Genomic DNA, 24,021 nt, shown 5'->3' with positions numbered 1-24,021 from the left:
CCACGCGGTTTTCACAGAAGACACCCGAACGGGTGCCGTCACCAAGTCAGGTCACGGCACTTCGCGGTGGCTCCCCGGGGTTCGACCTGCACCGTCGCATGATCCAACCGGTAGTCCTCGGCCAGCAGTTTCTGGGCCCTGACCAGCACATCCGCCGGCTCCGCCCCCGGGGCCACGGCGAGGTGCGCGGAGGCCACCTCCATGCCCGATGTGAGGGTCCACACATGCACGTCATGAGCCTCGGTCACACCGTCAAGTGCAGTGAGATCAACACATAGCTGCCGCACGTCCACTCGTTCGGGCGCGTGCTGGAAGAGGATGCGCAGTGCCCTCTTGGCCAGGCCCCAGGTGCGGGGCAGGACGAACAGGCCGATGGCCACCGCGATGACCGGGTCCGCGTACCGCCAGCCCGTGGTCAGCGTGATCAGTCCGCTGATCAGGACACCCACCGAGCCCACGAGGTCCGACAGCACTTCGAGGTAGGCGCCCCTGAGGTTCAGGCTCTCCTTCGCGCCGTCCTTGAGCAGGAGGAAGGCCGTAGCGTTGATCCCGATGCCGATGACCGCCGTGATCGTGACCGGCAGGCCCGGCACCTCCGGCGGCTGCGCGAAGCGCTGGACGGCCTCGTACAGCACGTAGCCGGCGACCGCGAACAGCAGCACCGCGTTGGCCAGCGCCGCCAGCACCTCCGCCCGGTACATGCCGAAGGTGCGGTCCTGGTTCTTGCTCTTCTTGGCGGCCAGGATCACCGCCGTCAGGGCGAGTCCGATGCCCACCACGTCCGTCAGCATGTGCGCCGCGTCCGAGATCAGCGCCAGGGAGCCCGTGCTGATGCCGATCGCCGCTTCCACCGCGAGGAAGGCCGCCCCCAGCCCCAGCGCCGCCCACAGACGCCCCACGTGCTGCCCCGAGGCGCTGCCGTGCCCGTGTCCGTGCCCCATCGCCGCTTCGTTCCCTTCGTGTCCCCAGCCGCCTCCCCAACATATAGCCACATGCGCATAAGCTCAATGAGGTATGCCTAACTTTCCCTGGCGAACTCCTTGATCCAGGTGGCTACGACCTCCGGGTGCGTCTTGATCACCCAGTGCCCCGCCGGCACCGTCTTCACCGTCAGGTCGTCACACCATCTCTCCGCTGCTTTCATCAGCGCCGGCGTCACGAATGCATCCTTGGTCGGGATGATCTGCAGCGTCCTGGTGGCGATCCGCTTCGGCTCGTACTTCTGGCCGATGTTCGCCCTGTACAGCTCCAGTCCCGCGGTCGGGAAGATCAGATCCGGCAGCTTGGGGATCTTGAACGCCGCCATGTACCAGGACCTGATGAGCTGGTTCACGGTGTCCTTGCTGGGGAAGTTCCTTGCGTACCAGTCGCTCGCGTGCCCCAGATCCGGTCCCGAGATCGCCGTGAACGACTCGAAGGCGTGCTCTTGGACCGCCCGCCACCCCTGCACCGCTCCCCAGTCGTGGCCCACCAGGTGCACCTTGCCGCCTGCCGCCTCCGCCACCCGGATCACGTCGTCCTTGAGGCACTCGATCCGGTAGCCCTCCCGGGTCGCCAGCGCCTCCGACCCGCCCATCCCGCGAACGTCGTACCACACCACCCTGAAGCTGTCTTTCAGCTCCCTGACCAGCGGCTCCCACACCGCCGCCGTGTCCGGGAACCCGTGCACCAGCAGCACCGTCGGGTTGGTGGCGGCACCGTCCTCGTACACCCTCAGCCTCAGGCCATCCCCCGTCATCACGTCGTCCACGCGTGTGACCGTAGGCCGTTGCAAAACCCCTCGGCGCCGTGTTGTAAGCTTCTCCTCGTTGAGCAACGGGCCCCCGTAGCTCAGGGGATAGAGCACCGCCCTCCGGAGGCGGTGGCGCAGGTTCGAATCCTGCCGGGGGCACACAAAACATGGGCAACATCAACAGGCGAGCGGCTGGTACTCGAAGACACCTTCAAGGTGTGAGCACCAGCCGCCCGCCTGTTCCTGCTGGCCAGCTCGACATCGGGCGTCTCGGTACCGCCACACCGGAGCTGACCAGCAGGTTTGCACGTTTGGCCAGATGAGCCGGTGTGGTTGACATCGCCGTACGCCACGAAGATGCGCTGGAGCTGACGAAAACTCAACCGTTGGGCTCCCAAATATCAGAGTAGTGCCCTATGTCACTATTCAGTAACCTGGGAGCGGTTAGTGACCGTACCGCTTCGCTCAGTCGCTTCGACTAACCATGGTTCGCCATTCGCCGAAGCTCGGTCGAGCAACCGGATGCAGGGCGTCCAGCGTTCGGCGGTGCCCCTCGGCGGGCTCGGGACATCCCTGTCTGCCCGTCGATTCCGGGGTCAGTCACCAGCGGGTTCCGCGACGATTCGCTGTTGGGCGAGATGTGCGACGTCCGGGTCCGTGTCGCCGGTCATCTGGCGCAGGATCGTCGAGGGTGTCCAGCGCGAACGGGCAACCGCTGTGCGCACCTTCAGATCGGGATCGCGGACGAGTTGTTTCCACACGAACTCCGGTGTCCACCACCCTGACGTGGCGGCAGCCGCGCGCACGATCGGGCTCGTGTCCTGCGCGACGCGCGTCCATCCCAAGATGTCCGCCTTGCACAAGCCGCGGACCGCAGTCGCGCGTACCCGCGGCGAGGCGTCGTCGAGGGGATCGGCGGTGAGCGGCTGGAGTTGAGCCAGCGGCACCAGGTCGCCCTCGATCGCGCCCAGATGGGCAATGACGTGGTCGTTGGTGATGTGGACGCCGTTGCGCAGAGCGGCCGTGCGCACTCCCGGATCGGGGTCGGCCAGCAGCGCTTTGCGGACGGTGAGCCCGGCGATGTCTGTGCTGAGATTGCGCATCTCGTAATTGCGCGCCAGCCCCTTGCGCACGGCCCGGTGAGGGTCAGCGACAAGCAGCACGGCTGACAGCGCGCCCTCTGCCCAGGAGTGCTCCGGCGCGGTGTTCACATCGAAAGCCTCGGCTGCCAGGGCACGATGCCGGTGATTGTGGCTGGTGCTGAATCCGCGCATCACGGCTGCGGCACTCGGGAGCGCAGCGTTCCTGTCGACGAGCCAGGGCCGATCGCCCCGCAGGGCCGACACCGCCTCGCGTAGGGAAGCCGAGGTAAACACGTCCGCGAGTAGCAGCCAGTGTTCGAGGGTGCCGTGCTCGAGGATGTCGCGAGCGAGTGATCGGCGCACGTATCCTCGGGCGCGTTTCGCGATCTGCGCCTTGATCGCGTCCACGACGTTCGGGTTGGCCAGCACCGCGCGACGCAGGGGCGTGGGTTGTGTGGCCAGGTACTGCACTACCCGCTCTGGGCAGACGGCAAGGATCTCCGGTGGCGCTTCGGGGTCCGCCCACACGGCTGCGACCGTGGCGGCGTCGCTGTCAGCAGCGCGCGTTTCCCACCGCGATGAGACCCTCATGGACAGTCAACCTACCCTGCCGGCTGCAGAAATCCCCTGCGCGCCAAGCCAACGCACGTTGCCGAACCCGTTTCCTACAGCTTCGCGATCATGTTCAGGCCCAGAAATTGCTGCCGCGGCAGGCATGTTCACGGCGCTCGCCGGCCACTCGGGGTTCGAGGCTGGACTGGTCAGTCTGGGCGCGCTGCCGATCGCGATCCGGTTCTTCCACCGGTTGATCAACTAGGGTTGCGGGGATCAACTTCGCTTCCGCCGCGGGGTGCCAGCGCCGTGCCCGCACCCCGCCCGCAGCGTGTCGCGGTCTTCATCTGCCCACAGGGCCACGCGACCGTCGACGAGATACCGCCCAGAGTGGGTTTCACTCGATCGTGTCTTTCCGTCGGTTCTGGCCGTCCGCCGCGTTCCGAGTCAGTGCCTGCCGCCTCGGCAAACGCACTGCATCGAGCCGGGTCCGCTACGCTTGTGGGTACTCGGCGAATGCGCTCGCCGGTCCACATCGGAGCCACCCACGCGGCTCATCGGTGAGGGGCGAAGGTCTCGGATACGCGCACCGGGCAATCCGAACCAGTTGGCTCTCGCGCACCCGGACCTATAGATCGTGATCGAGGATGTCCGCCGTCTCGTATCGGCGGGTGGTGCGTGGGCGCCTGCCGGGAGCGAAGGCGATCGTGTCGATCCGACGTGTCTCGAAAGCTGCCGTGCGCGAGCGCATGGCCCAGACCGGCGAGACCCACCAGCAGGCGCAGACTGCGCTGAGCAAGCAGGTGCCCGCTCACCACCTCGTGCCGCCGGAGACCGATCGGCCGTGCGTCGGCCGCTGCGCCTCCGAGTTCTCCCAAGCCGACCGCGGCGGGTACGACGGCGGCTCGATGGTCGCCTGCGCCCGCTGTCCGGGCAGCGTCTGTGTCGAGTGCGGGCGCGCGCCCGTCGAGGAATCCTTCGCACGGTGTGAGCGGTGCACCGAGACCATCGGCAAGTACGAGCAGGCAGAACGGCTCCGTGCACGATGCGCAGGGCGCCGCTGCATCTCCCAGGACCTCGCCCACACCTCAGACTCGGACTCGGCGCCGTACATCTGCGACTCGTGCTACGAGCCGATCTGCTTCTGCGGGCACCAGCCGGTGGAGAACTTCGGCGACTGGTGCGACACCGGCTGCGACGACTACGACTCCGACTACGACAGCGGATTCGAAGCACTGGACCACCACGAGGAGCTTCAAGAGCAGGTGCGCCATGCCGCCGGCCTGATCGTCAAGCTGGGTGGTGGCCCCTACAGGCAGGTGTTCGCTCGGCTGTACCGAGCGATGGGAGCGAGGTTGGCTAAGGCGAGCACTGATCAACTCCACGCGGGGCTGGAGCACGTACGCGACTGGGAGCGGCAACTGCGGAACAAGGGCTGCCGGGTTTCTCGGTGACCGGGCACCATCGCGGACAGTGTGGCCGTCGCCGTGGTCGCTGCCGCCATGTCGAGCCTCCCCGATCTCCTACTTGGCCTCATCCCGCCGATCACGGAGGGCAGAGAGGTTCACGACGACGGGTGAACGCCCGATCGTGTCGACTGGCGGCGTGCCGCTGAGCAGCGACGATGGGCAGTGTGCACGTGGTGTGGGAGCGGTTCTTCGTCGGCTTCGACGTTGTGGTGCTGGTCGACGCCGATGACGCCGAGTTGGAGCGGTGGCCGACCGGCGACCTGTACGAGAAGTTGTTGCTGGCGGGCGTGTCCATCATCGTCGACCCGACCGGCGCGGCCGGCGTGTTCGGCGGCCGGCCTGACTACTTCGAGCTGCTGGTGGCGATGACGGCGGACCTGGTCACCGCCCACCGACCCGGCGAGGGTCTCGGCGAGGTCGAGCTGCTGCCACCGGAGTCCACCGAGATCGTGCTCGACTGGTACCGAAGGAACGTCGATGTCCCCTGACCACGATCACGTCCTGACCTCCGCCGAGGAACTGCTACTGGCCGAGCTCGACCGCCGCGCCGCGCCGACCCGGGCACAGGCCACGGCCGGCATGTGGGTCTACGGGTCGGTAGAGGACCTGGTCATCCAGCGAGGTCGCTGGTACCTGCCGAACCTGGCACCGGCGCTGGTGGGCGGGATCTCCGGGGCGGCCACCCAAGCGCGAGAACGTCGCGCCACCTACGTGGAAGGTTTCCTGTATGGCGTCGACGACCAGGTCCGGACGGCTGCGTGGGTGGCCAACGGCGACGTGATCGTCGCGGGCACCGCCGGTGGCTTGGCGTTCCTGGGTGTTCCGCTGGATCTGGAGTTCGTCGACATGGTCCGCCGGCGGTCCGGGGCCGCGTCGGTGTTGCACGGGCAACAACTCGACCGCTGGCGCTTGGTCGAGTTCGGGCTGCCGCGCAACGCCACGGCCGGCACCACCGGTTGAGCGCGAGCAGTGCGCCGCATCGGAAAGTGACCGCGGCGCTGACCGACGTCATCGTGACGCGAGTGCTCGCAGTGCTTGTGCTGTCCGGGCGAGTCGATCGGCGAGGTCGTCGGCCCCGTATGCGGCGGCCATGTCGTCGGCTCAGCAGGCTGGAGTAAGGCGCATCTCACCCGAGCGGTGGAGACGTTGGAAGGGGCGCCGCACCGCGACCCGCCGTTACCGCCACGACGCACGGCCGAAGGGAGCGCGTGCGCCTACCCGATGTCGTGTGGCTTCTGCGAGGGCTCGCTCGCAGGTAGGTTGGCTGATCCTGCTATGAGAGCGCGTGCTTACCTCGAAGGTACGGTTCGTCGTCTAGCTCGATTCGGACGGGTGCGGTCTCGGGGACGGTGAACTGCCAGACGTGGCCAGGGACTCCGGCGACCGTGCAGCCGTCGCAGTCGACGAGCATCACGCCATCACGCTGGCTCGCCCGGAAGCCGATCTTGTGCACAGGGCGGGAGCAGATCTTGCACGTCGCCGGGTTGCAGAGACGGTTTCAGGTTCACTGTTGACCAGTGTTGCCGTCCAGCTTTGTGGTCCCGCGGGTTCGTCATCTGTGTCACACTCCAGGGGCCTGATGTGTCTGTCTCCACTTGGAAACGGGGCAGCCCGGGCGGTGCCGTTGAGGAGCGCGACTCCGCCGCCTGCGTCTGACACGACTTCCTTGGGACGCAGGCGCTGTTTCTTCGTCATCCGAGGAGAACAGCGCCATGACCGTCCCCGTCGACGTTCTCGTCACCGCGCCGCTCCCGATTGGGCTGCTCATCGTTCTGCTGCGAGTTGGCCCGGGGGCCGTGCTCACCCTGCTTGCCGGTCTTGTGGCGCTGTTGACCCGCAACCCTGACCGGGCCAAGATCGCGTTGACCGTGCTCCGACTCATGCGCGGCCCATCACGACCAACGAAGCGCGGCAGGCCGTGGCTGGCAGCCGGCTCGTCGGCCGGAAAGAAGCCTTCGAGCCAGAAGGCCGTCGACGAGTAGAACCAGATGCGCGCAGATCAGCCGACTGGGCGCGGGCACGGCCAACGCATCCGCACCAGCGTGCCCGAGGCGCGCGGAACCAGCTCGAACTCGGCGGCCAGCTTCTCGATCAGCAGCAGCCCTCGGCCCCGCCCGACCCGGGCGAGTCCAGATCGGTGGGCTTCCACCGGCCCCTGGTCGACCATGACAACGGTCAGCATGTCCCTGGTCTCCGGGAACGCTGGACAGGATGACGTCGGCGGTCGCTGCGAAGGTCAGGCCCGCGCCGAGGCCGGCGATGAACAGGCTGAGGCCGAGGACAACCAACCCGGTGCCCTCGTTGATTGCCAGGCACACGGCGAGCGGGACGCCGACCGTGACCAGGCCGCCGGATACCGCGTCGCGCACCGAGGTCCGGCGGGCCACGACACTGGCCGCTAGGTCTGTGCCCACGGCCGACGGCGGTGGGCACGGTGAAGAGTCTGGCCTCCAGCGGTGAGCGCTGCTGCACCAGTTGGAGGAACTGGGAGAAGAAGTAAACGAGCCCGGTCAGGCCGACGAGGGTCAGCAGGTTGTCCAGGACCGTGCCGGAGAAGCCCCGGTGGTGGAACAGCCGCATGTCCAGCAGCGGTGACGCCCGGGGTCAACTGCCGCCGCCCGAACCAGAACAGGGCCGCGACCCCGAGCATGGCTGCTGCCACGATGTCCCACCGCAAGCCGTTGACTGCGGCCTCCTTCACCGCGTACACGACCCCGACGATGCCAACGAGGGAAAGGCCGACGCTGGCCAGGTCCTAGGGACCCGGGTTGGGGTCGCGCGACTCGGGCAGCAACTTGATGCCGACGACGACGAGCACCGCCGTCACGGGCACGTTGATCAGGAAACCGAGCCCACCAGAAGTGTTGTAGAAGCACGCCGCCGAGCACCGGGCCGACCGCTTCGCCCGCTGATGCCGCGGAGGTCTAGATGCCGATGGCGAGGCTGCGCTGCTTGGCGTCGTGGAAGATGTTGCGGATCAGCGCGAGAGTGGACGGGATCAGGGTCGCGCCTGCGACGCCGAGCAGCGCACGGGCCGCGATCATCATCTCCGGGCTGCTCGCGTAGGCGCAGAGCGCCAAGACGCCGCCGAACGCGACGGCACCGGTGAGCAGCAGCTTCTTGCGGCCGATGCGGTCACCGAGGCTGCCCGCCCTCGTCTACGTCGACACCCGCATGGTCAAGACGTGCTCCCCGACGACGACTGGGCCACCGCGCTGACCGACGCGGCCTCACCCACTCTTCTGGACCCACGTCGCCCCGGACGGCAAGGTCAAGCTCGACATGAGCAGCCGACTCGCGCGGGGCGGTCCAGCGGACTGACCGGCGCACCGGACAGTGGTGTCGCAGACGCGACCCGTTGTGCCGATGCGGACGCGAATGCGACGGTCGATGATGGCCGGATGACAGGCTGGCGAAGGGTCCTGCTGTGGGCAGCGTCGATCGTGGGCGGTGTCGCCCTGGTCGCGCTGGGAGTGTTCGTGACGGTGACCAACCCGATCGCGGCCGGGCTGTGGTCCAGCGTGCTCGGAGCGTTCATTGGCCTGGTCGGTGTGGCGTTGTCGGTGTACGGGATCGTGCTGGCCCGACGCGCTTCGGACGACACTTCGACTGCGCAGTCGGTGACCGACTCGACGATCAGCGGAGACGTGACGCAGGTTCGGCGGGTAAAGGGCGGGGTGAAGCTCGGCGCCGCCCCGCCGGTGCTACCAATCGTGGGTCCGGCTCCGCCCAGCGGTACATCGACCCCGCCGGCCGCCCCGCCAGTGGGTGGGCAGTCCGTGATCGGCTCGCAGGTGGCTGGTCCGGTACGGCAGATCGACGACGTCGGCGGCGACGTCGAGACCGACCGGTGAGGCGCTCGCGTCGACGCCCTGGTGACGGTCGCACGGGAGGCGATCAGACGGTAAGCGGCAGCCTGGTCTTCGGCGACGTCATCCAGATCACCGATGTCACCGGCGAGGTCACAATCAACACCCGGACTCCGCCGCCGTACCAGGTCACAGCGCTGTCGGTTGACGTCGAGCCGTTGCCGACGCGAAAAGCGCAAGCCCAGCCCAGCCGGCTGCTGCTGCCCCGCCACCGGATCGTGCCGTTCGTCGGCCGCGACGACGAACTGCAGCGCCTGACCAGCTGGGGACAGGGCCCGGGAGTAGCAGCTCGGCTGATCCACGCCGGCGGCGGGCACGGCAAGACCCGTTTGGCCGAGGAATTCGCGACACACTGCGCGGCCGACGGGTGGGCGGTATGGCGGGCGGAGCATGTGCCGACCCCAGGCGTAACCACATCCACGTCCAGTCAAGTGGCACTACCGGTCAGCCGACGAGCGCTGATTGTGGTCGACTACGCCGACCGGTGGCCCGCCTCGCACCTGCTGACCCTACTGACTGACCTGGTCAACATTGCAGTGCAGGCGCAGCTGTCAGTGCGGGTGCTGCTCCTGGCCCGCTGGGCGGGATTCTGGTGGCCAATGTTGGCAGACCGGCTCGACCGCGCCCTCGACACCGACGACTTGGCGCTACCCGCGCTGACCGAAACACTCAACCGGCAGGAGCTGTTCACCACCGCAGCGGGTCAGTTCGCCGCTGCCCTGGAGGTCGAACACACGAACTGGCCGACGCCGCCGCGGCTGCACCTGCCCGGATACACCCAGGTCCTGTCCGTACACATGGCCGCCCTCGCTGCGGTCGACGCCCACCGGCACGCCGCCACCGCCCCGACCGAGCCACACGCGGTCTCGGCGTACTTGCTGCGCCGCGAATACGCCCACTGGCAGCAGATGAACTCCCGTGTCGAAGGCCCCGTCCCGACCTCGCCGACAGCGATGCGCCGCGCCAGCTACGTCGCCACCCTGGCCGGGCCGCTGCCCCGGCCCGCGGCCCGCGACGCGCTCACCCGCGTCGCGCTCGCCGACACCATCCGTGCGGCCGACCAAATCATCGACGACCACCGCGTCTGCTGCCCGCCGACCGACCCGACCACCGTGCTGGAAGCCCTGCACCCCGACCGGCTCGGCGAAGACTTCATCAGCCTGACCACCCCCGGCCATCCCTACACTGGCGCCGACACTGCGGCCCTGATCGACAATTGGACCCTTACGGCGCCGCGTGACCTGCTCCACACGGATGCCGACCCCCTGATATGGACGCCGGCGGCGGTCACCGTCCTGGTCGAGGCCGCCTACCGCTGGCCCCACCTCGCGGCTGGGGTGCTGGACCCGCTGCTGCGCCAGGACCCTAACCTGGCCCTCGCCGCCGGCGGCACCACCCTCGCCCGACTGGCTGGCCTACCCAACGTCGATCCCGCCGTCCTGGAGACGATCGACGATCTGCTGCCGCGCACCCGGCACATCGACCTGGATTCCGCCGCCGCGGCGATCACCACCGTCCTGGCTCCCCGCCGACTCGCCGCCGCCACCGACATGGCCGAACGCAGCCAGATCTACGCCTCCCTCGCCTGGAGACTGGGCAATGCCGGACAGCGGGAGCAGGCCCTGGCCCCCGCCGAGGAAGCCGTGAAGCTGTACCGGCAGCTCGCCGAGGCCAACCCAACGGACTACCTGCCCGACTTGGCCAGGTCGTTGGCCGATCTCGGTATCCGACTGTCTGAGGTGGGGCGGCGTGAGGAGGCCCTGACCTCGACAGAGGAAGCCAGGTCGATCCGCCGACGTCTGACGGAGGCGAACCGCATGGCGGACCTGCCCGCCCATGCCTCATTGGCGGCCAACCTGGGGGCCCGACTGGCGGAGATGGGACGGTGGGACGAGGCGGTGGCTTCGAGCGAGGAAGCCGTGCATCTGTACCGCGTCCTCGTCCAGATCGGCTCGGTAACCTACCTGTCCGAACTCGCGCTGTCGCTCAACAACCTCGGCATCCACCTCTCCGAGGTGGGGCGGCGGCAGGAAGCCGTGGCGTCGGCTGAGGAAGCCGTGCAACTGTATCGACACGCCGAGGTCAACCGGACGGTCAGTCTGCCTGATCTCGCCTTGTCGTTGACCAACCTCGGTGCCCGGCTGTCCGAGGTGGGGCGGTGGAAGGAGTCCCTGGGCCCGACCGAGGAAGCCGTGCAACTGTATCGGCAGCTGGCGCAGGTCAACCCGGCCGCCCACCTGCCCCACTTGGCCGGGTCGTTGACCCGTCTCGGCGCCCGGCTGTCTGAGGTGGGGCGGCGGCAGGAGGCCCTGACCCCGACCGAGGAAGCCGTACAGCTGTACCGGCAGCTGGCGCAGGTCAACCCAGCCGCCCACCTGCCCCACTTGGCCGCATCGATTGCCAGCCTCGGTGTCCGGCTGTCTGAGGTGGGGCGGCGGGAGGAGGCCCTGGCCCCGACCGAGGAAGCCGTACAGCTGTATCGGCAGCTGGCACAGGCCAACCCAGCCGCCCACCTGCCCAATCTGGCCTCATCGTTGGCCAACCTTGGCGTCCGGTATCGCCAGATGGGACGGCGGAAAGAGGCCCTAGCCTCGACCGAGGAGGCTACGGCGATCCGCAAGCGGCTCGTCGCGGTTAACTCCGCAGCCTACCTGCCCGACCTAGCCCTTTCTCTGGACAACCTCGGCGTCGTGCTGTCCGAGACGAGCCGACGGGACGCGGCCTTGGCTCCGACCGAGGAAGCCGTGCGTTTGTTCCGACAGTTGGCGCAGAGCAACCCAGCCTACCTGCCCAATTTGGCCTCATCGTTGAACAATCTCGGCGTCCGGTATTCCCAGATGGGACGGCGGTCGGAAGCCCTGGCTGTGGCCGAGGAAGCGGTGCGTTTGTTCCGACAGTTGGCGCCGACCAACCCGACCGCCTATCTCCCGGAATTGGCCATGTCGTTGCACAACCTCGGCGTTCGGTATTCCCAGGTCGAGATGCAGGGAGAGAAGGCGCTAGCGCTCATTGAGGAGGCAGTACAGCTGTACCGACCGCTTGCCAAAGCCGATCCCGCCGCCTACCTGCCCGATCTCGCCGAGTCTCTATGGATGTGCGCACGGATCTGTATTGGGGCGAACGGCAATCTACGGCACGCGCACGAAAGGGTCGTCGAGGCGATCGGTCTGCTCCAGATGCTTACCGAACGCCTACCCACAGTATTCGGAGTGCGGCTTAGATGGGCGTATCGCACACTTGCCGACGTGCTGGACAGCCTCGGTCGCAGCGACGAGGCGGCGAGCATTCGTCGACAAGTTGCCCGGGCCAGCGGCGACAACACCCCGGCCGGATCCTAGTCATCGCTTCACGGAAGGTTCCTTCTGTGAAGGCAACCCTCCCAGTCATCCGAAAGAGCGGCGACGAGCAGCTAGGCTTCGTCCGGGACGGCAGCTCGGCGGGCGTCAACCGAACATGCCAACGGTTCATGATCATCGAGCGGGATCTTCATGGTCATGACCGGCTATGCACAACGGGGAATGATGCCGACTTGCGCCCCATCGGCGTCTCGCCGGCAGTGCAGGATGCCATCTGGTTGGTTGCTTCGACGTTGTCCACGAGAAGCACCGTACCCCAGCACTCGCACACACGTTCGAGTTATCCCCATGTGGGGATAACCTGTGGACAACGTGGCGATCAGGCTACGCCAAGCTCAGGGCTGGATGGTCGGCGGAACGGTCTGGACGTCGCCGACGGCGGTGCCGATTGGGGCGCTGGGGAATGGCCGTCCGTGGCGACGAGCGGGACGAGGTCGTTGCCTTGCGATCGCCTCGCGGCCAAAGGCTGGAGTTCCTGCTGGGCGGCAACCAGAACCGGCGAAGGACCGCGTCCGCTTCGCCGTCACCAGGTGCGTACCAGGCTGCCGCGGCGGCGAAACTGGTCGACGCCGGGACACCGCCGGCCCGACGTGGGCCAGTGCGACCAGCCGTGGGTGATGCTGACCGACCCGAAGTGCCATGAGTTCCAGGTGCTCACCCCGCGCTGATCGGTCGGAGTGCCCTGTGGGGCGGGGAAACCCGCTGCGTGGCTGTCGCCCCGGCGGGTGGCGGTCATGGCGACCGGGTTGGCCATTGCGATAGACAGTGAGGACTGCGATGGAGGTGCGAGCGTGTCGGACACGATGGGGTGGGTACCGGCCGAGGTCAATCCGGATGTGCCGAGCGTGGCGCGGATCTACGACTACCTGCTCGGCGGCAGCCACAACTTCGAACCGGACCGCGCGATGGCGGACAAGTTGCTTGCTGTGCAGCCCAACGTTGCCGGCATCGCCCGCAACAACCGGGCGTTTCTGCGCCGGGTGGTGCAGTTCATGGTACAGGCCGGTGTTCGCCAGTTCCTCGATCTCGGCTCCGGCATTCCGACCGCCGGCAACGTGCACGAGATCGCCCAGCACGCCGCGCCGGGCTCGCGGGTGGTCTACGTGGACTACGAAGGGGTCGCTGTGGCCCACAGCAAACTCCTACTTGCCGGGAACGCGGACGCCGCGGTGCTCCAGCGCGACGTCACCCGGCCTGACGACGTGCTCAACGCCGACGAGACCCGCAGCCTGATCGACTTCTCGCAGCCGGTCGGCGTGCTGGCCATCACGATCGGACACTACCTGCCGCCCGCCTGCGACCCGGTTGGTGTTTTCGCCTGCTACCGCAACGCTGTCGCGTCCGGGAGTTTCCTGGCGCTCACCCATCTCACCGACGATTTCACCAGCCTGCACGGTGACGAGATCGTCGAGACGATGAAGAGCACGCAGAACAACGTGTTCCCGCGAACCCGGGCGCAGGTGCTCGAACTGTTCGGCGACTTCGACCTGGTCGAGCCGGGGTTGGTCACGACCTCGCAATGGCATCCGGACTATTCGATGGCACCGGCGGTTGATCCGCAGGAGGACGGGCTGTATGCGGGCGTCGCAATCAAGCCCTGAAGTTCACCTTGGGAGATCCACGCTCGCGGACTGCTGGCCCTGGGGTCAGCCTGCCTGGCCTTTTGCGCGTGTTGAACAGGGACGATGCCGGTGAGCCCGTCCCGCCACGGTGGCGGGTCATCGAAGCGATCACCGCCGGGGGCGTTTTCCGCCGCTGGCGGTGACCGCAGCGACGCCGCAGAGATGCTGTTGGCAGCGATCACCACTGCCGAGTAGCGACGGCTTCCCGCCGCCGTCAACGCACCATCCGAGTCGGCCACTAGGGTGGGCTGGTGGCAGGCGCCGAGGCTGGCCGGGCCGCGCTACGGCGGCTGCGTGGTGTGCTCGCGCCAGCTGCCTGACACGCAGCCGGTCAGCCGTCGCGCCGCATCGAGGCGCGGGGTCGCCCGGCGGATGCCTCCGGTATGGGCGACCCCGCTGTAACCTGCGCGTACTTCCCTACGGTGCAGGCCAAGGAGCAATATAGAACACGTGGTCGATTCGCTAGGGCGTCAGGATCAGTGTGTCGAAGGCGGGGTGCGCTACCGGCCGGCCAGGCCGGTGTGGATCGACCTCGCGAAGGTCTTCCCGATCGCCGGCCGGCCGACCCGGTCCGTTCCGAACGGTCTCGACCTGCAAGTGCGCGTGCCCGGCACCCTGAGCGCGTGGCAGCTAACGACCACCGGAGACTGGGTCGGGTACTGCAAGTTCGATGTTCGACACGGCACGGTCGTCATCGGGATGTCGCAGTGGATCCCGGCGGCGGCGCTCCAGAAGCGCGACGACCAGCTGGACCGGCGGCGGCCGTGACCCACGACGAGCACGGTCCTTGACCTGCGATGTTGCGAGAGCAACCATCGATCGCATGCAGATCCCTACAGAGCTGGCCCGCCGCTGGCATGAAGGGCATGACGCGTGCCTTGGCCGACGCCGCGGCCGGCGCCGCGGCCGGCGCCGGCCCACTCGCCGGCGTCTACGACGAAATTCGACAGCTACCACGCAAGGCGGCGCCGCGGTTTCGCTCGACGGTCTTCCACAACCCGGCTGACAACAGGGGCGCCCGATTCGCCGCCTCCGACGGATCACGTGGTTAAGCCTGTGCGGCTGGCAGCGAGCTAGTCGATGGCGTGCGCACGACAAGTCTCCACTCCGCTAATTGCAAGATCGCCCAATAATCCCTCCGCCATAGGACGTAAGTGACACCTATAATCCGGTCATGCCCACCATCAACCGCTCGATAACCACAATGACAACCCTCCGCGTAATCGCACATTCACCGAACTTCGAGTCATTCGGCGCGGAGATTGAACGGCAAACGGAACTCAACGGGGCCTCCGTCTATGGCGCGATACGCCGACTCACCGAACGCGGTTATCTCCAGGTCACCCGCGAGGAACCCGCCAAGCACGGCACCCCACGACGCTACGTTCAACTCACAGAACATGGCCGGGAACTCGCCGCGAACTGGGGAGTGATGCGGCGCGAAACCCTTGCCGCCGAACGACTCCGCCGCATCGCCGACGTCCTGCACCTGCCCGACGGCGGACTCCTTCAGCGCGCGGCCGACCTGCTCGACGAGCACGCCCCATTCGATTCCGACTTCGATCCGGCAGCGCTTGTGGACGCCATCCTGGGCGGATGATCAATCACGACCGTGCTCCGCCGTGCTCTTCCGTCTTCGCCGGCCTCTCCGGCGCCAGACGACAGCGCGACGCGCGTTCCACTCGATCGGGTGAAGCGCTTGGCTTGTCAGACTTCCTCCCCTGGCAAGCACAATCTCATGAATCGGCGGCCGGCTGGGTGCTGAGCCGAACGAGGCGGAACCGTGGGCGACAGATCATGCTGTCCGCAAGGACTTCCGCAAGGAGGCCGTTCACGTTGCACGCCAGCAGGTAGCTGTCGCCGGCGAGGTGTAGGAACGTCGGGTTGTAGGCGTAGCGGGTGGCGTCGTTCTCGGGCGGATCGAGGATCAACTGCGGGCCGGACCAGGGTCCGGCCGGGTGGTCTGCCCGATAGGCGACGATCGGCCAGGCGCCGAGGGGCTTGCGGGTGTCGGAGGTGACCAGCAGCCATCCGTCGCATGGGCCGGGCAACGGCAGGACGCTGATCTCGTTGCTCACACCGGTCAACAGCCGGGCGGCGTCTGCCGGTCGCGTCGACCAGGAGCTGTCGGCTGCGCGGTATCGCCAGGTCGCGACGCCGAGGTCGTGGCAAGCAGAAGGTGTTCTCGCCCTCGTCGGCCACGCCATAGACCAGCAGCTCATCGCCGTCACGGTGGACGGCGGCGCCCCACTGCACACCGGTGCCGTCCACGATCGGCGTGCGGCTGAGCACCCGAAGGTCCGGCAACGACAGCTCGACGAGCACCGTCCGGACCCACGTGAAGTCCCACTCCGTCCTCTGCTCATCGGGAAGCGTCGCCCGATACTCCTGGTAGAAGATCCACAGCCGATGCTGATCGACGGGCGTTGCGGGGTCGTCAACGGCGACACCGTGGCAGGTCCACAACCACCGCGAGAGCCCGTCCGCGCCGACCCGGTCGACTGGGCCGACGAGGGCGGCCGGTTCGGCTTGTGTGCCGCCGAGGACGGTGCGCAGTCGGCCACGCACGACGTCCTCCACCACGACGCAGTTGTTCACAATGCCGGCGCCGTTCAACAGCGTGTAATCGCCCACCCACCACGAGACGTAATCAGTGGAACAGGTGTCCGCGCCGCGTGGTAGCGCCGGGTTCTCGGCTTGCGGCAGGTCCCGAGCCCGTCACCCCTCCCCTGGTGACGGGCTCGTCCATGTCGACGGTCGTGCCAACGGAGTACGCGGTGGCATCTCGCCGGTGGCGGCGAAGTCCAGCAGCTTGGCGACGGAGACAGCTTGGTCGGCGAACCTCTCGTAGAACCGAGCGACAAGCGCCAGGCTGCCGCCATCTTCGGGTCGTGCTCGAAGTCCACGGCGCTGATCGTCGCAAGCAGGCCGGCGTGCATCTGCTCGACGCTGCTGCCGGTGTTCTCCAGCTCGGCGAACGCACCGGCGGCCGGCGCGACGATCAGCTCCGCCAGCCTGTCGGCCATGCCGGCGGTGACCTCGTTGGTGGTCATCGCACTAATTTGCGGACTAGGTGTGCTGCCATCCGCGTCGCGGGGGGCGTGCGGGCAGACGCCTGGACATCGTCGCCGCCTCCTACCACACAGGACGCCCCTGATCGAAGATCACGCCCAGGGGCGAATCCCCACGCCCATTCAGGAACGTCGCACTAGATGTACAGTGCTTCGTCGGGTCAGAGATGACACACAGCGCAACCGGCCTGATCGTCATCCTCGTCGTGCGCGTCGGCCAAGATCTCCAAGAGCGGACGATTGGGCTTGACGCGCTTGGCCGCACGTTCGAGCGCCACTTGATGTTTAGCTTCGATTTCGCCTCGTCGGGCGATCAGTTCGGGCAGCGACTCGTTGTGCGACCACGTGTATTGCCGGTCCTGCATAGCCGTGTGCCGATAGTTGACCTTCTCCTCGTACGCGACCGCCTTCTCGTAAAGATCTGGATGCCGGTCTTTGAGACCCACCCACTCGTGTTTGCGCTGGAAGAAGCAGAAGTAGCAGCCTGACCGAGTGCGCCATTCGTAGTAGTCTGGCAGGCCGATCCCGGCCTCATCGAGAATTCGGTCGACGCCGGCTCGATCGATCCCGTCCTCACGGAAGGGGAACACGGCGGTTATGTTGGGTTTGGTGCTGACGTAGCCCAAGCGGTTTTCGTCCGCGCGGATGGCGACGTAGGAGATGACATTGTCCTCGCCGACCCACTCTTCGAGTGGCTTGATCTTCAAGTTCTTCGTGCACCACCGCATCTGGGGGCTGGGTAGCGTCCCTTGGTACACCTCGAGCCAGTGGTCGAAGTCGCGGCTGCTGTTGAGTCGGACGATCGGCTTGCCGACCGCTGCCTCGAGCCGGTTGAGGTATTCGTAGGTCTCCGGCAGCTCCGCGCCGGTATCGCAGAAGAAGTACTCCATATCGGGCACGCGGTCACGCATGTAGATCGCGAGCGCGGAGGAGTCCTTGCCGCCGGAGAGGCCGAGGACGTGGCGCTTCTCGCCGTTGGACTTGGTGGTGTCGGTCACGACGTCTCCTACCTGTGCTGGGCCGGATCTGGGTCAGTTGCGGCGAGGCGCTCGGCCAAGGCGGCGAGCAGGATGCGCGCGCCGTCGGGGCCGAGTGCTTTCTCAGCTTGCCGGATAACACTGACAACAAGCTTGTCTGCTGCCTGCCGTGACTTCGTCGGCACGTGGATGAGGGTGCGTTCTTCGGCCCCCTCGGCGGTGGTGAGCGTCAGTAGACGGGTTTCGATCTTCCGGGGTTCGGATCGCGTCCCGGGTGTGTCCGGCGCGGGCGAGTGGTGGACGTCATAGAGGTGACTGACTCGGTCGAGGGCTCGTGCCATTTCCTCGACTCGCCGGGGAAAGCCTTCGGCGTCTCGGTCGGTCCAGTCGCCGAGAGCTTTGTTCGTGAGGCGGATGATGATCGGGTCGAGCCAGTCCTCATCCGACAGGGTCTCGTTGAGCACGCGGGATACGAATCCCTGCAGGTTGAGCTCGAGGGAGGCGTTGGCGAATCCGCGCAGCCGCTCGGTGAGACCGGAGCGGAGTTCGCCGAGGTCTGCCGGCAGCCGGAACGCGCGGCCCATGGTCGCGACGATCTCTTGCCGCAGCGCGGCGCTGGCGCCAGAGAGGTCGTTCAGTGCCGTGGTCAGCTGGTCGACGAAGGCGTTGGCTGTGGCCTCGTCTTTGGTGCCGTTAACGGAGATCGGCTCGAATCCCAGTGACTTCGGAAGAGCCGCGAACACCAGCTCGTCCGGGTCAGTTGCTTTGGCCAGAACGTCTCGGATCGTGAGCGCGTCGGGGCTGAGGCGTCGCGTTTGCCGCGCGTACGGGACGAGCACCATGACCCGCTCCAGCATCGCTCGGGTGACCGCGAGCAGTCTGGGGTTGCGGGCTGATGGTGAGGTGGGAGCGTCGACTTCCAGGGATGAGGCCAGACAGTCGACGACGAGCCGGCGCTGGCCGCGTCCGATCGGCATGGCCTTGACGGTGAAACGATCCGGGTAGGGAACGTTGATGCGTTCGATGATGTCGGGGGTCAGTCGTTGACAGTAGTTGCCCTCCTCGAAGAGCGCGACGTCCTCGGCTCGCAGGATGAGGGCGGTGACCATCAGGATCGGAACCACGCCTGCTTTGACTCCGTAGGGGGGAGACATGAGCTGGTGGTAGATGTCGACGATGGGGGTGGGTTGTTTCGCGTTGGTCAGTGCCTCTTCGAGGGCTTCCCAAGCGGGGTGGATACTGCCGTTTTCTTGCTGCTTGCTGGGGCGGGAGATGCCGTGTGTGAAGATGCCGTTGGCGGTTGGGCTGCTGCTGAACGCATCGGCCTCGCGGTGCAGGCCGAGGTACTGCACCACGCCGGCGTACATCGCCCGCTCGGCCGTGTACCGGTTGGTGTCGTAGCCGAGCAGCGGGTAGCCGGACTGTTGCAGCATCGCGGTCAACAGTTCACGGCGGGTCTTGGCGGCGATGCTGCTGAGCTGATGGCGTCCCGCCATCTCGTTGCGGATGTGAGGAGTGAACGGGTACACCGTGTCGCACGCTTTGGACACCAGGCCGGAGTAGCTGCGCGCAGTGATCTGCTCACGCGGTTCGGTGTTGGTGTCGTTGCCGGAGTTCCAGAGATACCAGGAAGATTGTGGGCTGACGGGGTTGAATGCCTCGCTGAGCATGCTGCCGATGCGGTGTGCGATGTCCGCGATGCGTTCCTTGATCTCGTTGGCCGCGGTTCGGTCGAGCGTTTGGTCCTCAAGAAGTTCCTGGAGGGCGACGAGCGTGATCCCAGCTTGCAGAACTGTGGCGGACTTGCTGCTGGTTCCGATCAAGACCGGTAGTGGTGAGTTGACCACAGGCCGGTCGGTGAGCGGGCCGAAGTGGTACACCATGAGGCCGTCGGCGGCGTCGGTGACCACCTCGGGGCCTGGCAGTTTGTCCGTGCGGTGACTGATCGCGGTGCGGAAGTAGCGCAGCATGCCGGTGCGCTGGCTGTGTCCGCCAGCCACGACCGCCACGGGAAGTACCGTTCCGAGTTGTTGGTTGAAGTAGCGGACAACATCGGGTGCTTCAAGGCGGGCGGCGATGTCGTTGACACGATTGTCGATCTTGACGTCGGTGCCTTGCCAGATGCGGTACTCGTCGCTGTATTCGCGGTGGACGACGAAGCTGGTGGTCTCGAGGTTGTTGAGGCGCTCTTGCAGAGCGGCGAAACGCTCGGGGTCCTGTGCGTCGGTCGGGTCGTGCAGCGCGAACTGGATCATCGCGGGCGTCGCGCGGAGGACGCCGTCGACGTCGATCAAGTTCAGGATGCCGATGGTCTTGAGGAGGTCCTGGTCCTCGGGTGGCAGTCCGTGTGCCTCGTTGATTCGGCTGTCCACTTCGAGCCATCGGCTGGCATTGGCCGAGGCGAGCAGCGTCGTGCGGCCGGAGGCGAGGAAGTAGTCGTATAGCTGCGGCAGGCGCAGGGTGGACGCTCGGGTTGGGGCCTTGGTCGTCACTGTGTCTAGGGCGCGGCGCACGGTGTGGGGCTCGTCGCTTGCCAAGAAACCGGTGAGGCTGCGGTCGTGCTGACCGATCTGGGCGGCCAGAAGCGGTGCTGCGATCGCCGTGAGCGGATGCAGCGGGTAGAGGTCGGCGAACATGTCCTCTGAGATGTCCACGATGGCGTTCAGCGCGTGTATACGCCAGGCTGCCGCCGCGGCCTGGGCCTGCGTGTCGATGAGCTTGCGGCCGGCCGGCGTGACCGAGGACAGGTCAAGGCGGCGCCGCAGCAGGTGAACGGCGTCACCGAGGTTCGGGGTGAAGGTGATGTCCTCGAAGCGGCCTTGGACCTTCGCCCACTCCTTGCTTTGGATGGTGCTGGAACGCGCGGCGTAGTCCGTGAAGGCCAGGTGCTGAAGGGTGACCATGAACAGCGGCAACCCGGAGCGCCCAGCGCCTTTTTCGGCGAGAACCTGGAGCAGGTACACGTCGTTTTCTGCGCTGCTGGAGTCACCTTCAGCAGCGAGATGTTCGAGCGTTTTGCCGAACTCGTCGATGATCAACAGGACCGGTGCCTCAGCGCACAGTGCACCGACCGCGTCCACGAGGCTCTCGGTGGTGGGCACGCGATGTTCGGCGCACGCTGCCAGGGCCTGTGCTACGGACTTCGGCGGCCGCTTTTTCCATCGGCGGTCCGCGGCTGTGTGCAACGCGCGACGGACCGTTGTCGCGAGCGGTTCGCGGTCAGCGGTCGCGACGGCCCCGAGGAAACCTTGCGGTGCGAGTTCGTCGCGTACCCGGGCCAGCCGTGTGGCAAGCCCGTGGTTAGTCGTTGCGACGGCGGTTTCGGCTTCGGACTGGCGGCCGGGATCGTGTCCGAGGAACGCATCGAACAGGTTCGCCAAGGTGGACTTGCCCGAACCGTAGGGACCGGTGAATGAGAACGCCCGGGTGCGTTTGAGATCGGCGATCGCGTTGGTGATGCGGTCGAGGACATCCAGCGCTCGCGCCCCGACATACGGGGAGTACAGGTGCTGATCGCGGACATCGCGCTCGAGGTTGGTGGACCGCATCTCGGAACCAACGAGGCTGATTCCCTCGGGAATGTGCGCAACGACCTTGGTCTGGCGAGTGCGCCGCGTGGTCTTGGTCGCGGTGGTCACGCGTTCTCCTCCATCAGTGCCAGCCCCTCGGCCTGAGAGGCGGCTTTCTTACGCGGACGCTTGCGATTGCCGCGGTCAAGGCCGGGATATTTCTGAGACCACATCTGCGCGGTGGGAAATCCTTCGCGGTCGCGGACCCGGCCGTAGTGCTCGTCGAGGACATCCCACGCGAGGGTTTGCGGTGCCGTGGCGAAGGCGAGGCTGCGCTGGCCGAGTGCTTCGACGATTTGGAGATCGGGGTGGCCGTTGACCAGTGTTTCGATGGCCTTGGTGAGTTCTGGTTCGCCGACGCGGAAGGCTCGGCCTGGGGCGCCGGGCTCGTTGGCGAGCCGGGCGAGCGAGATAGATCCGGCATTGGGCGAGAACTGCGAGGCGTAGTCCAAGCACGCGTAGGCCAGCACGGCTGCCGGCAGGTTGGAGCGGGATCCACTGGTGAACAGCCATTCCCGTTCTTTGCCCTTGCCTTGCCCCTCCAACAAGCCAAGCTCGCGGAACGGACAGGCCAGCAGGTCCTCGAAGCTGCCTGGCGACAGCGGGTTGAACTCCTGATCCAGCGCGTACATCTTGATCAGACAGTCGACGTCGCGCCCGATGGACTCCGATGCCGGCCACTGCTCTTCGTCGTAGTCCTCGTGGACGTGCCGGGTAATGATCGTCGCCATTCCCTCGGATGTCTCCCGAGACAACGGAGCGAGATGGAACATCACATACCAGCTCGGCGCCAGGCACTTGGCCTCGGGGCTCGACGACAGCAGCCACCAGTGGAGCAACCACAGACTGCCCGTGTCCTCGAGGTAGGGGTCGGCGCCTTCCACATCCAGCAGCCACCGGGCCCGCCACGTCGGCGACGCGACATACGCTCGATAGGACGGGTCCTTGTGGGGATGCTCCTCGGTCAGTTTGAAGGCCTGGCACCAGTACCGCATGGCATTGACCATGTTCTTGCCCACCCCGAGCGTGACCGGCGCGTCCTCCCGATGGAACGTCTCGTCGTCGCCCTTCACCGCCAGGTAGGCCTTGTGCAACCAGCCGAAGCGCGGCGCGAAGGTTTCATGGCGCCCGAACTTCGGTTCGGCAGCATCGGCGAGGCGGCTATCGGACATCAGACAAACCCTTTCGATCTACAAACAAGCGCATGAGGGCAGCGGCGGTTCGCTGGTGTCAGGTGGAGACCGCCAGGACAGCGCGGACACGCCCGACGGCACGCGCGACCGCATCGACGGACCGTTCGATATCGCGCCTGCTCGTGGCGTAGCCGAGCGAGAAGCGCAGCGTCGCGTCGGCATCGTCACGGCTACGTCCCATCGCAAGTAGGACATGGCTAGGGCTCGGAGCCCCAGAGGCGCACGCGCTGCCATCCGACGCCGCGACACCCGGCATCGCGGCCAGGACCGCGTCCGCCGGCACCCCGGGGAAGGTCACGCTCGTGACCCCAGGAAGGCGGGCCACTCGCCCCCCGTTGATCACGCAGTCAGGCACCCGCGCGATCAGCTCCGCTTCGAAGGCGTCGCGGAGCTCGGCGACACGGACGGCTTCCTCGTTGAGCTGCCGTCGCGCCGCGTCGGCGGCAGCTCCGAGCCCAGCGATCCCGGCAACATTGAGCGTGCCGGCCCGCCATCCGCGTTCTTGACCACCGCCGATCAGCAGCGGCATGTACGGCAGCGAGGTGTCGCGGCGGACGAAGAGCGCGCCGACACCCTGCGGGCCGCCGAACTTGTGGGCCGACAGGGACAGCAGGTCGACCTCGAGTTCAGCAAGATCCAAGGGGAGCCGGCCGACATATTGCGTGGCGTCGGTGTGCACGAGCGCGCCAGCGTCGTGGGTGGCCTTGACGATGGGTGCCAGGTCGGTCAGGACGCCCGTCTCGTTGTTCGCGAGCATGATCGAGACCACGGTCACACCGCCGCGGTCGAGCACCGCATCCAGGGCGCCGAAGTCGAGAATGCCGTCCTTGTCGACGGGCAGCACCACGAGAGCGTCGCAGGCGCCAGCTGTGATGGCTCGCGCCGTTTCCAGGATCGCTGGGTGCTCGACGGCTGTCGTCACCAGCGTCCCTCCGCGGGCATAGGCGGCACGCAGAGCGAGATTGTTCGCCTCGGTGGCGCCGGAGGTGAAGATAATCTCGCCAGGGTGGCAATTGAGCAGGTCAGCGAGCTGTCGACGAGCCTTGTCGACCCTCATGGCCGCGTCGCGGCCGGCCTGATGGAGACTGGACGCGTTGCCAACTCGGTGGAACGCGGCCAAGATCACATCGAGCGCTTCCGGTCGTAGTGGTGCGGTCGCGTTGTAGTCGAGGTAGACGACGTCGGCCACGACTGAGTCATCGTCCATGTCCTGCCCTACTGCCGCACGGGTACGTTGGCCACTCCTGGTGGATCTTCTCGGTAGGCCCTCTCGTCCCACCAGGAGTGCATCACGATCATAACCACCCCCTCTGACAGTTCCGGCAGGCGCACCGGGCGAACGACGGCGATCACACAACGTTGCGATGCCTGCCGCTGAGGTCATAGCCCCGCCGGGGCGGGTCGCCTTCGTCGTCGCCGCCGCCCGGCGGGATGCGTGTGACCAGCGACGTTAGGTCACTCGCCGAGGTCTCGCCGTCCCCGCAGACAACGCGGAATCTGGCTGGTAGGCCACAACATTGCAGGAACGG

General features: G+C 66.8%; 20 protein-coding genes, 1 tRNA gene and 1 pseudogene. 11 read left to right on the top strand and 11 right to left on the bottom strand.

Annotation, left to right across the window (positions count from 1 at the left end; all coding sequences use genetic code 11):
* Positions 1–38: 38 nt before the first annotated feature.
* Together AB0M73_RS01695 and AB0M73_RS01690 are read right to left on the bottom strand one after the other, a co-directional pair.
* Entirely contained in the window at positions 39–941 is a 903-nt protein-coding gene (locus AB0M73_RS01695) for a cation diffusion facilitator family transporter (RefSeq protein ID WP_363885575.1), read from the bottom strand.
* 77 nt (positions 942–1,018) lie between these two features.
* On the bottom strand, positions 1,019–1,750 hold the full coding sequence (locus tag AB0M73_RS01690) for an alpha/beta fold hydrolase (protein WP_363885573.1): 732 nt from the start codon (positions 1,748–1,750) through the stop codon (positions 1,019–1,021).
* Between the two features lie 69 nt (positions 1,751–1,819).
* Here AB0M73_RS01690 and AB0M73_RS01685 point away from each other — a divergent pair.
* Positions 1,820–1,891: transfer RNA gene (locus AB0M73_RS01685), tRNA-Arg, on the top strand.
* Positions 1,892–2,328: 437 nt separating this feature from the next.
* Here AB0M73_RS01685 and AB0M73_RS01680 read toward each other — a convergent pair.
* The gene (locus tag AB0M73_RS01680) at positions 2,329–3,405 is read right to left on the bottom strand and encodes a hypothetical protein (protein WP_363885571.1); all 1,077 of its coding nucleotides are present in this window, start codon (positions 3,403–3,405) and stop codon (positions 2,329–2,331) included.
* 698 nt (positions 3,406–4,103) lie between these two features.
* Between AB0M73_RS01680 and AB0M73_RS01675 the strand changes: the two genes are divergently transcribed.
* The 4 genes from AB0M73_RS01675 to AB0M73_RS01660 all read left to right on the top strand — a co-directional run bounded on the left by AB0M73_RS01675 (position 4,104) and on the right by AB0M73_RS01660 (position 6,817).
* Positions 4,104–4,820, top strand: coding sequence for a hypothetical protein (locus AB0M73_RS01675; RefSeq protein WP_363885569.1), 717 nt, complete (start codon positions 4,104–4,106; stop codon positions 4,818–4,820).
* Between the two features lie 170 nt (positions 4,821–4,990).
* Entirely contained in the window at positions 4,991–5,323 is a 333-nt protein-coding gene (locus AB0M73_RS01670) for a hypothetical protein (RefSeq protein ID WP_363885567.1), read from the top strand.
* The gene (locus AB0M73_RS01665) at positions 5,313–5,795 is read left to right on the top strand and encodes a hypothetical protein (RefSeq protein ID WP_363885565.1); all 483 of its coding nucleotides are present in this window, start codon (positions 5,313–5,315) and stop codon (positions 5,793–5,795) included. Before AB0M73_RS01670 ends, AB0M73_RS01665 begins: the two co-directional genes overlap by 11 nt.
* A 752-nt stretch (positions 5,796–6,547) precedes the next feature.
* Positions 6,548–6,817, top strand: coding sequence for a hypothetical protein (locus tag AB0M73_RS01660; RefSeq protein WP_363885563.1), 270 nt, complete (start codon positions 6,548–6,550; stop codon positions 6,815–6,817).
* A 17-nt stretch (positions 6,818–6,834) separates the two neighbouring features.
* On the opposite strand, the gene AB0M73_RS01655 is transcribed toward AB0M73_RS01660, so the two are convergent.
* Positions 6,835–7,017, bottom strand: coding sequence for a hypothetical protein (locus tag AB0M73_RS01655; protein ID WP_363885561.1), 183 nt, complete (start codon positions 7,015–7,017; stop codon positions 6,835–6,837).
* 742 nt (positions 7,018–7,759) lie between these two features.
* A pseudogene (locus AB0M73_RS01650) lies at positions 7,760–7,975 on the bottom strand (MFS transporter); the annotation flags it as partial.
* 45 nt (positions 7,976–8,020) lie between these two features.
* On the opposite strand from AB0M73_RS01650, the gene AB0M73_RS01645 reads away from it, so the two are divergent.
* From AB0M73_RS01645 to AB0M73_RS01620, 6 genes are all read left to right on the top strand, one after another.
* Positions 8,021–8,689, top strand: coding sequence for a hypothetical protein (locus AB0M73_RS01645; protein WP_363885559.1), 669 nt, complete (start codon positions 8,021–8,023; stop codon positions 8,687–8,689).
* A complete protein-coding gene (locus AB0M73_RS01640) occupies positions 8,686–12,042 on the top strand; it encodes a tetratricopeptide repeat protein (RefSeq protein WP_363885557.1) in 3,357 nt (1,118 codons plus the stop codon). Before AB0M73_RS01645 ends, AB0M73_RS01640 begins: the two co-directional genes overlap by 4 nt.
* Before the next feature lie 548 nt (positions 12,043–12,590).
* A complete protein-coding gene (locus AB0M73_RS01635; RefSeq protein ID WP_363885555.1) occupies positions 12,591–12,728 on the top strand; it encodes a hypothetical protein in 138 nt (45 codons plus the stop codon).
* Between the two features lie 123 nt (positions 12,729–12,851).
* Complete coding sequence (locus AB0M73_RS01630) at positions 12,852–13,661, top strand: SAM-dependent methyltransferase (RefSeq protein WP_363885553.1); 810 nt, start codon at positions 12,852–12,854, stop codon at positions 13,659–13,661.
* Positions 13,662–14,177: 516 nt separating this feature from the next.
* A complete protein-coding gene (locus AB0M73_RS01625) occupies positions 14,178–14,450 on the top strand; it encodes a hypothetical protein (RefSeq protein WP_363885551.1) in 273 nt (90 codons plus the stop codon).
* A 406-nt stretch (positions 14,451–14,856) separates the two neighbouring features.
* Positions 14,857–15,282, top strand: coding sequence for a PadR family transcriptional regulator (locus AB0M73_RS01620; RefSeq protein ID WP_363885549.1), 426 nt, complete (start codon positions 14,857–14,859; stop codon positions 15,280–15,282).
* Positions 15,283–15,418: 136 nt separating this feature from the next.
* On the opposite strand, the gene AB0M73_RS01615 is transcribed toward AB0M73_RS01620, so the two are convergent.
* From AB0M73_RS01615 to AB0M73_RS01590, 6 genes are all read right to left on the bottom strand, one after another.
* Positions 15,419–15,760 (bottom strand): hypothetical protein, encoded by a 342-nt coding sequence (locus AB0M73_RS01615; RefSeq protein ID WP_363885547.1) that lies wholly within the window; start codon positions 15,758–15,760, stop codon positions 15,419–15,421.
* A gap of 534 nt (positions 15,761–16,294) precedes the next feature.
* Positions 16,295–16,735, bottom strand: coding sequence for a hypothetical protein (locus AB0M73_RS01610; RefSeq protein WP_363885545.1), 441 nt, complete (start codon positions 16,733–16,735; stop codon positions 16,295–16,297).
* Between the two features lie 179 nt (positions 16,736–16,914).
* Positions 16,915–17,751 carry a phosphoadenosine phosphosulfate reductase family protein gene (locus AB0M73_RS01605; RefSeq protein ID WP_363885544.1) on the bottom strand — a complete coding sequence of 279 codons (837 nt, stop codon included), beginning with the start codon at positions 17,749–17,751 and terminating at the stop codon, positions 16,915–16,917.
* Between the two features lie 8 nt (positions 17,752–17,759).
* Complete coding sequence (locus AB0M73_RS01600; RefSeq protein ID WP_363885542.1) at positions 17,760–21,368, bottom strand: ATP-binding protein; 3,609 nt, start codon at positions 21,366–21,368, stop codon at positions 17,760–17,762.
* Positions 21,365–22,471 (bottom strand): DUF4007 family protein, encoded by a 1,107-nt coding sequence (locus tag AB0M73_RS01595; RefSeq protein ID WP_363885540.1) that lies wholly within the window; start codon positions 22,469–22,471, stop codon positions 21,365–21,367. Before AB0M73_RS01595 ends, AB0M73_RS01600 begins: the two co-directional genes overlap by 4 nt.
* Before the next feature lie 58 nt (positions 22,472–22,529).
* Entirely contained in the window at positions 22,530–23,681 is a 1,152-nt protein-coding gene (locus AB0M73_RS01590) for a cysteine desulfurase family protein (RefSeq protein WP_363885538.1), read from the bottom strand.
* Between the last annotated feature and the right edge of the window lie 340 nt (positions 23,682–24,021).

Source organism: Kutzneria sp. NPDC051319 (assembly GCF_040682195.1).
In the GTDB taxonomy this organism is placed as follows: domain Bacteria; phylum Actinomycetota; class Actinomycetes; order Mycobacteriales; family Pseudonocardiaceae; genus Kutzneria.
This window is presented reverse-complemented; position numbering and strand designations above follow the sequence as displayed.

Bases quoted from the DNA above. Each gene is read 5' to 3' on its own strand.
- AB0M73_RS01670 (WP_363885567.1), top strand. From the start codon at position 4,991: ATGGGCAGTGTGCACGTGGTGTGGGAGCGGTTCTTCGTCGGCTTCGAC.
- AB0M73_RS01660 (WP_363885563.1), top strand. From the start codon at position 6,548: ATGACCGTCCCCGTCGACGTTCTCGTCACCGCGCCGCTCCCGATTGGG.
- AB0M73_RS01695 (WP_363885575.1), bottom strand. From the start codon at position 941: ATGGGGCACGGACACGGGCACGGCAGCGCCTCGGGGCAGCACGTGGGG.
- AB0M73_RS01655 (WP_363885561.1), bottom strand. From the start codon at position 7,017: ATGCTGACCGTTGTCATGGTCGACCAGGGGCCGGTGGAAGCCCACCGA.
- AB0M73_RS01665 (WP_363885565.1), top strand. From the start codon at position 5,313: ATGTCCCCTGACCACGATCACGTCCTGACCTCCGCCGAGGAACTGCTA.
- AB0M73_RS01595 (WP_363885540.1), bottom strand. From the start codon at position 22,471: ATGTCCGATAGCCGCCTCGCCGATGCTGCCGAACCGAAGTTCGGGCGC.
- AB0M73_RS01620 (WP_363885549.1), top strand. From the start codon at position 14,857: ATGCCCACCATCAACCGCTCGATAACCACAATGACAACCCTCCGCGTA.
- AB0M73_RS01610 (WP_363885545.1), bottom strand. From the start codon at position 16,735: ATGACCACCAACGAGGTCACCGCCGGCATGGCCGACAGGCTGGCGGAG.
- AB0M73_RS01680 (WP_363885571.1), bottom strand. From the start codon at position 3,405: ATGAGGGTCTCATCGCGGTGGGAAACGCGCGCTGCTGACAGCGACGCC.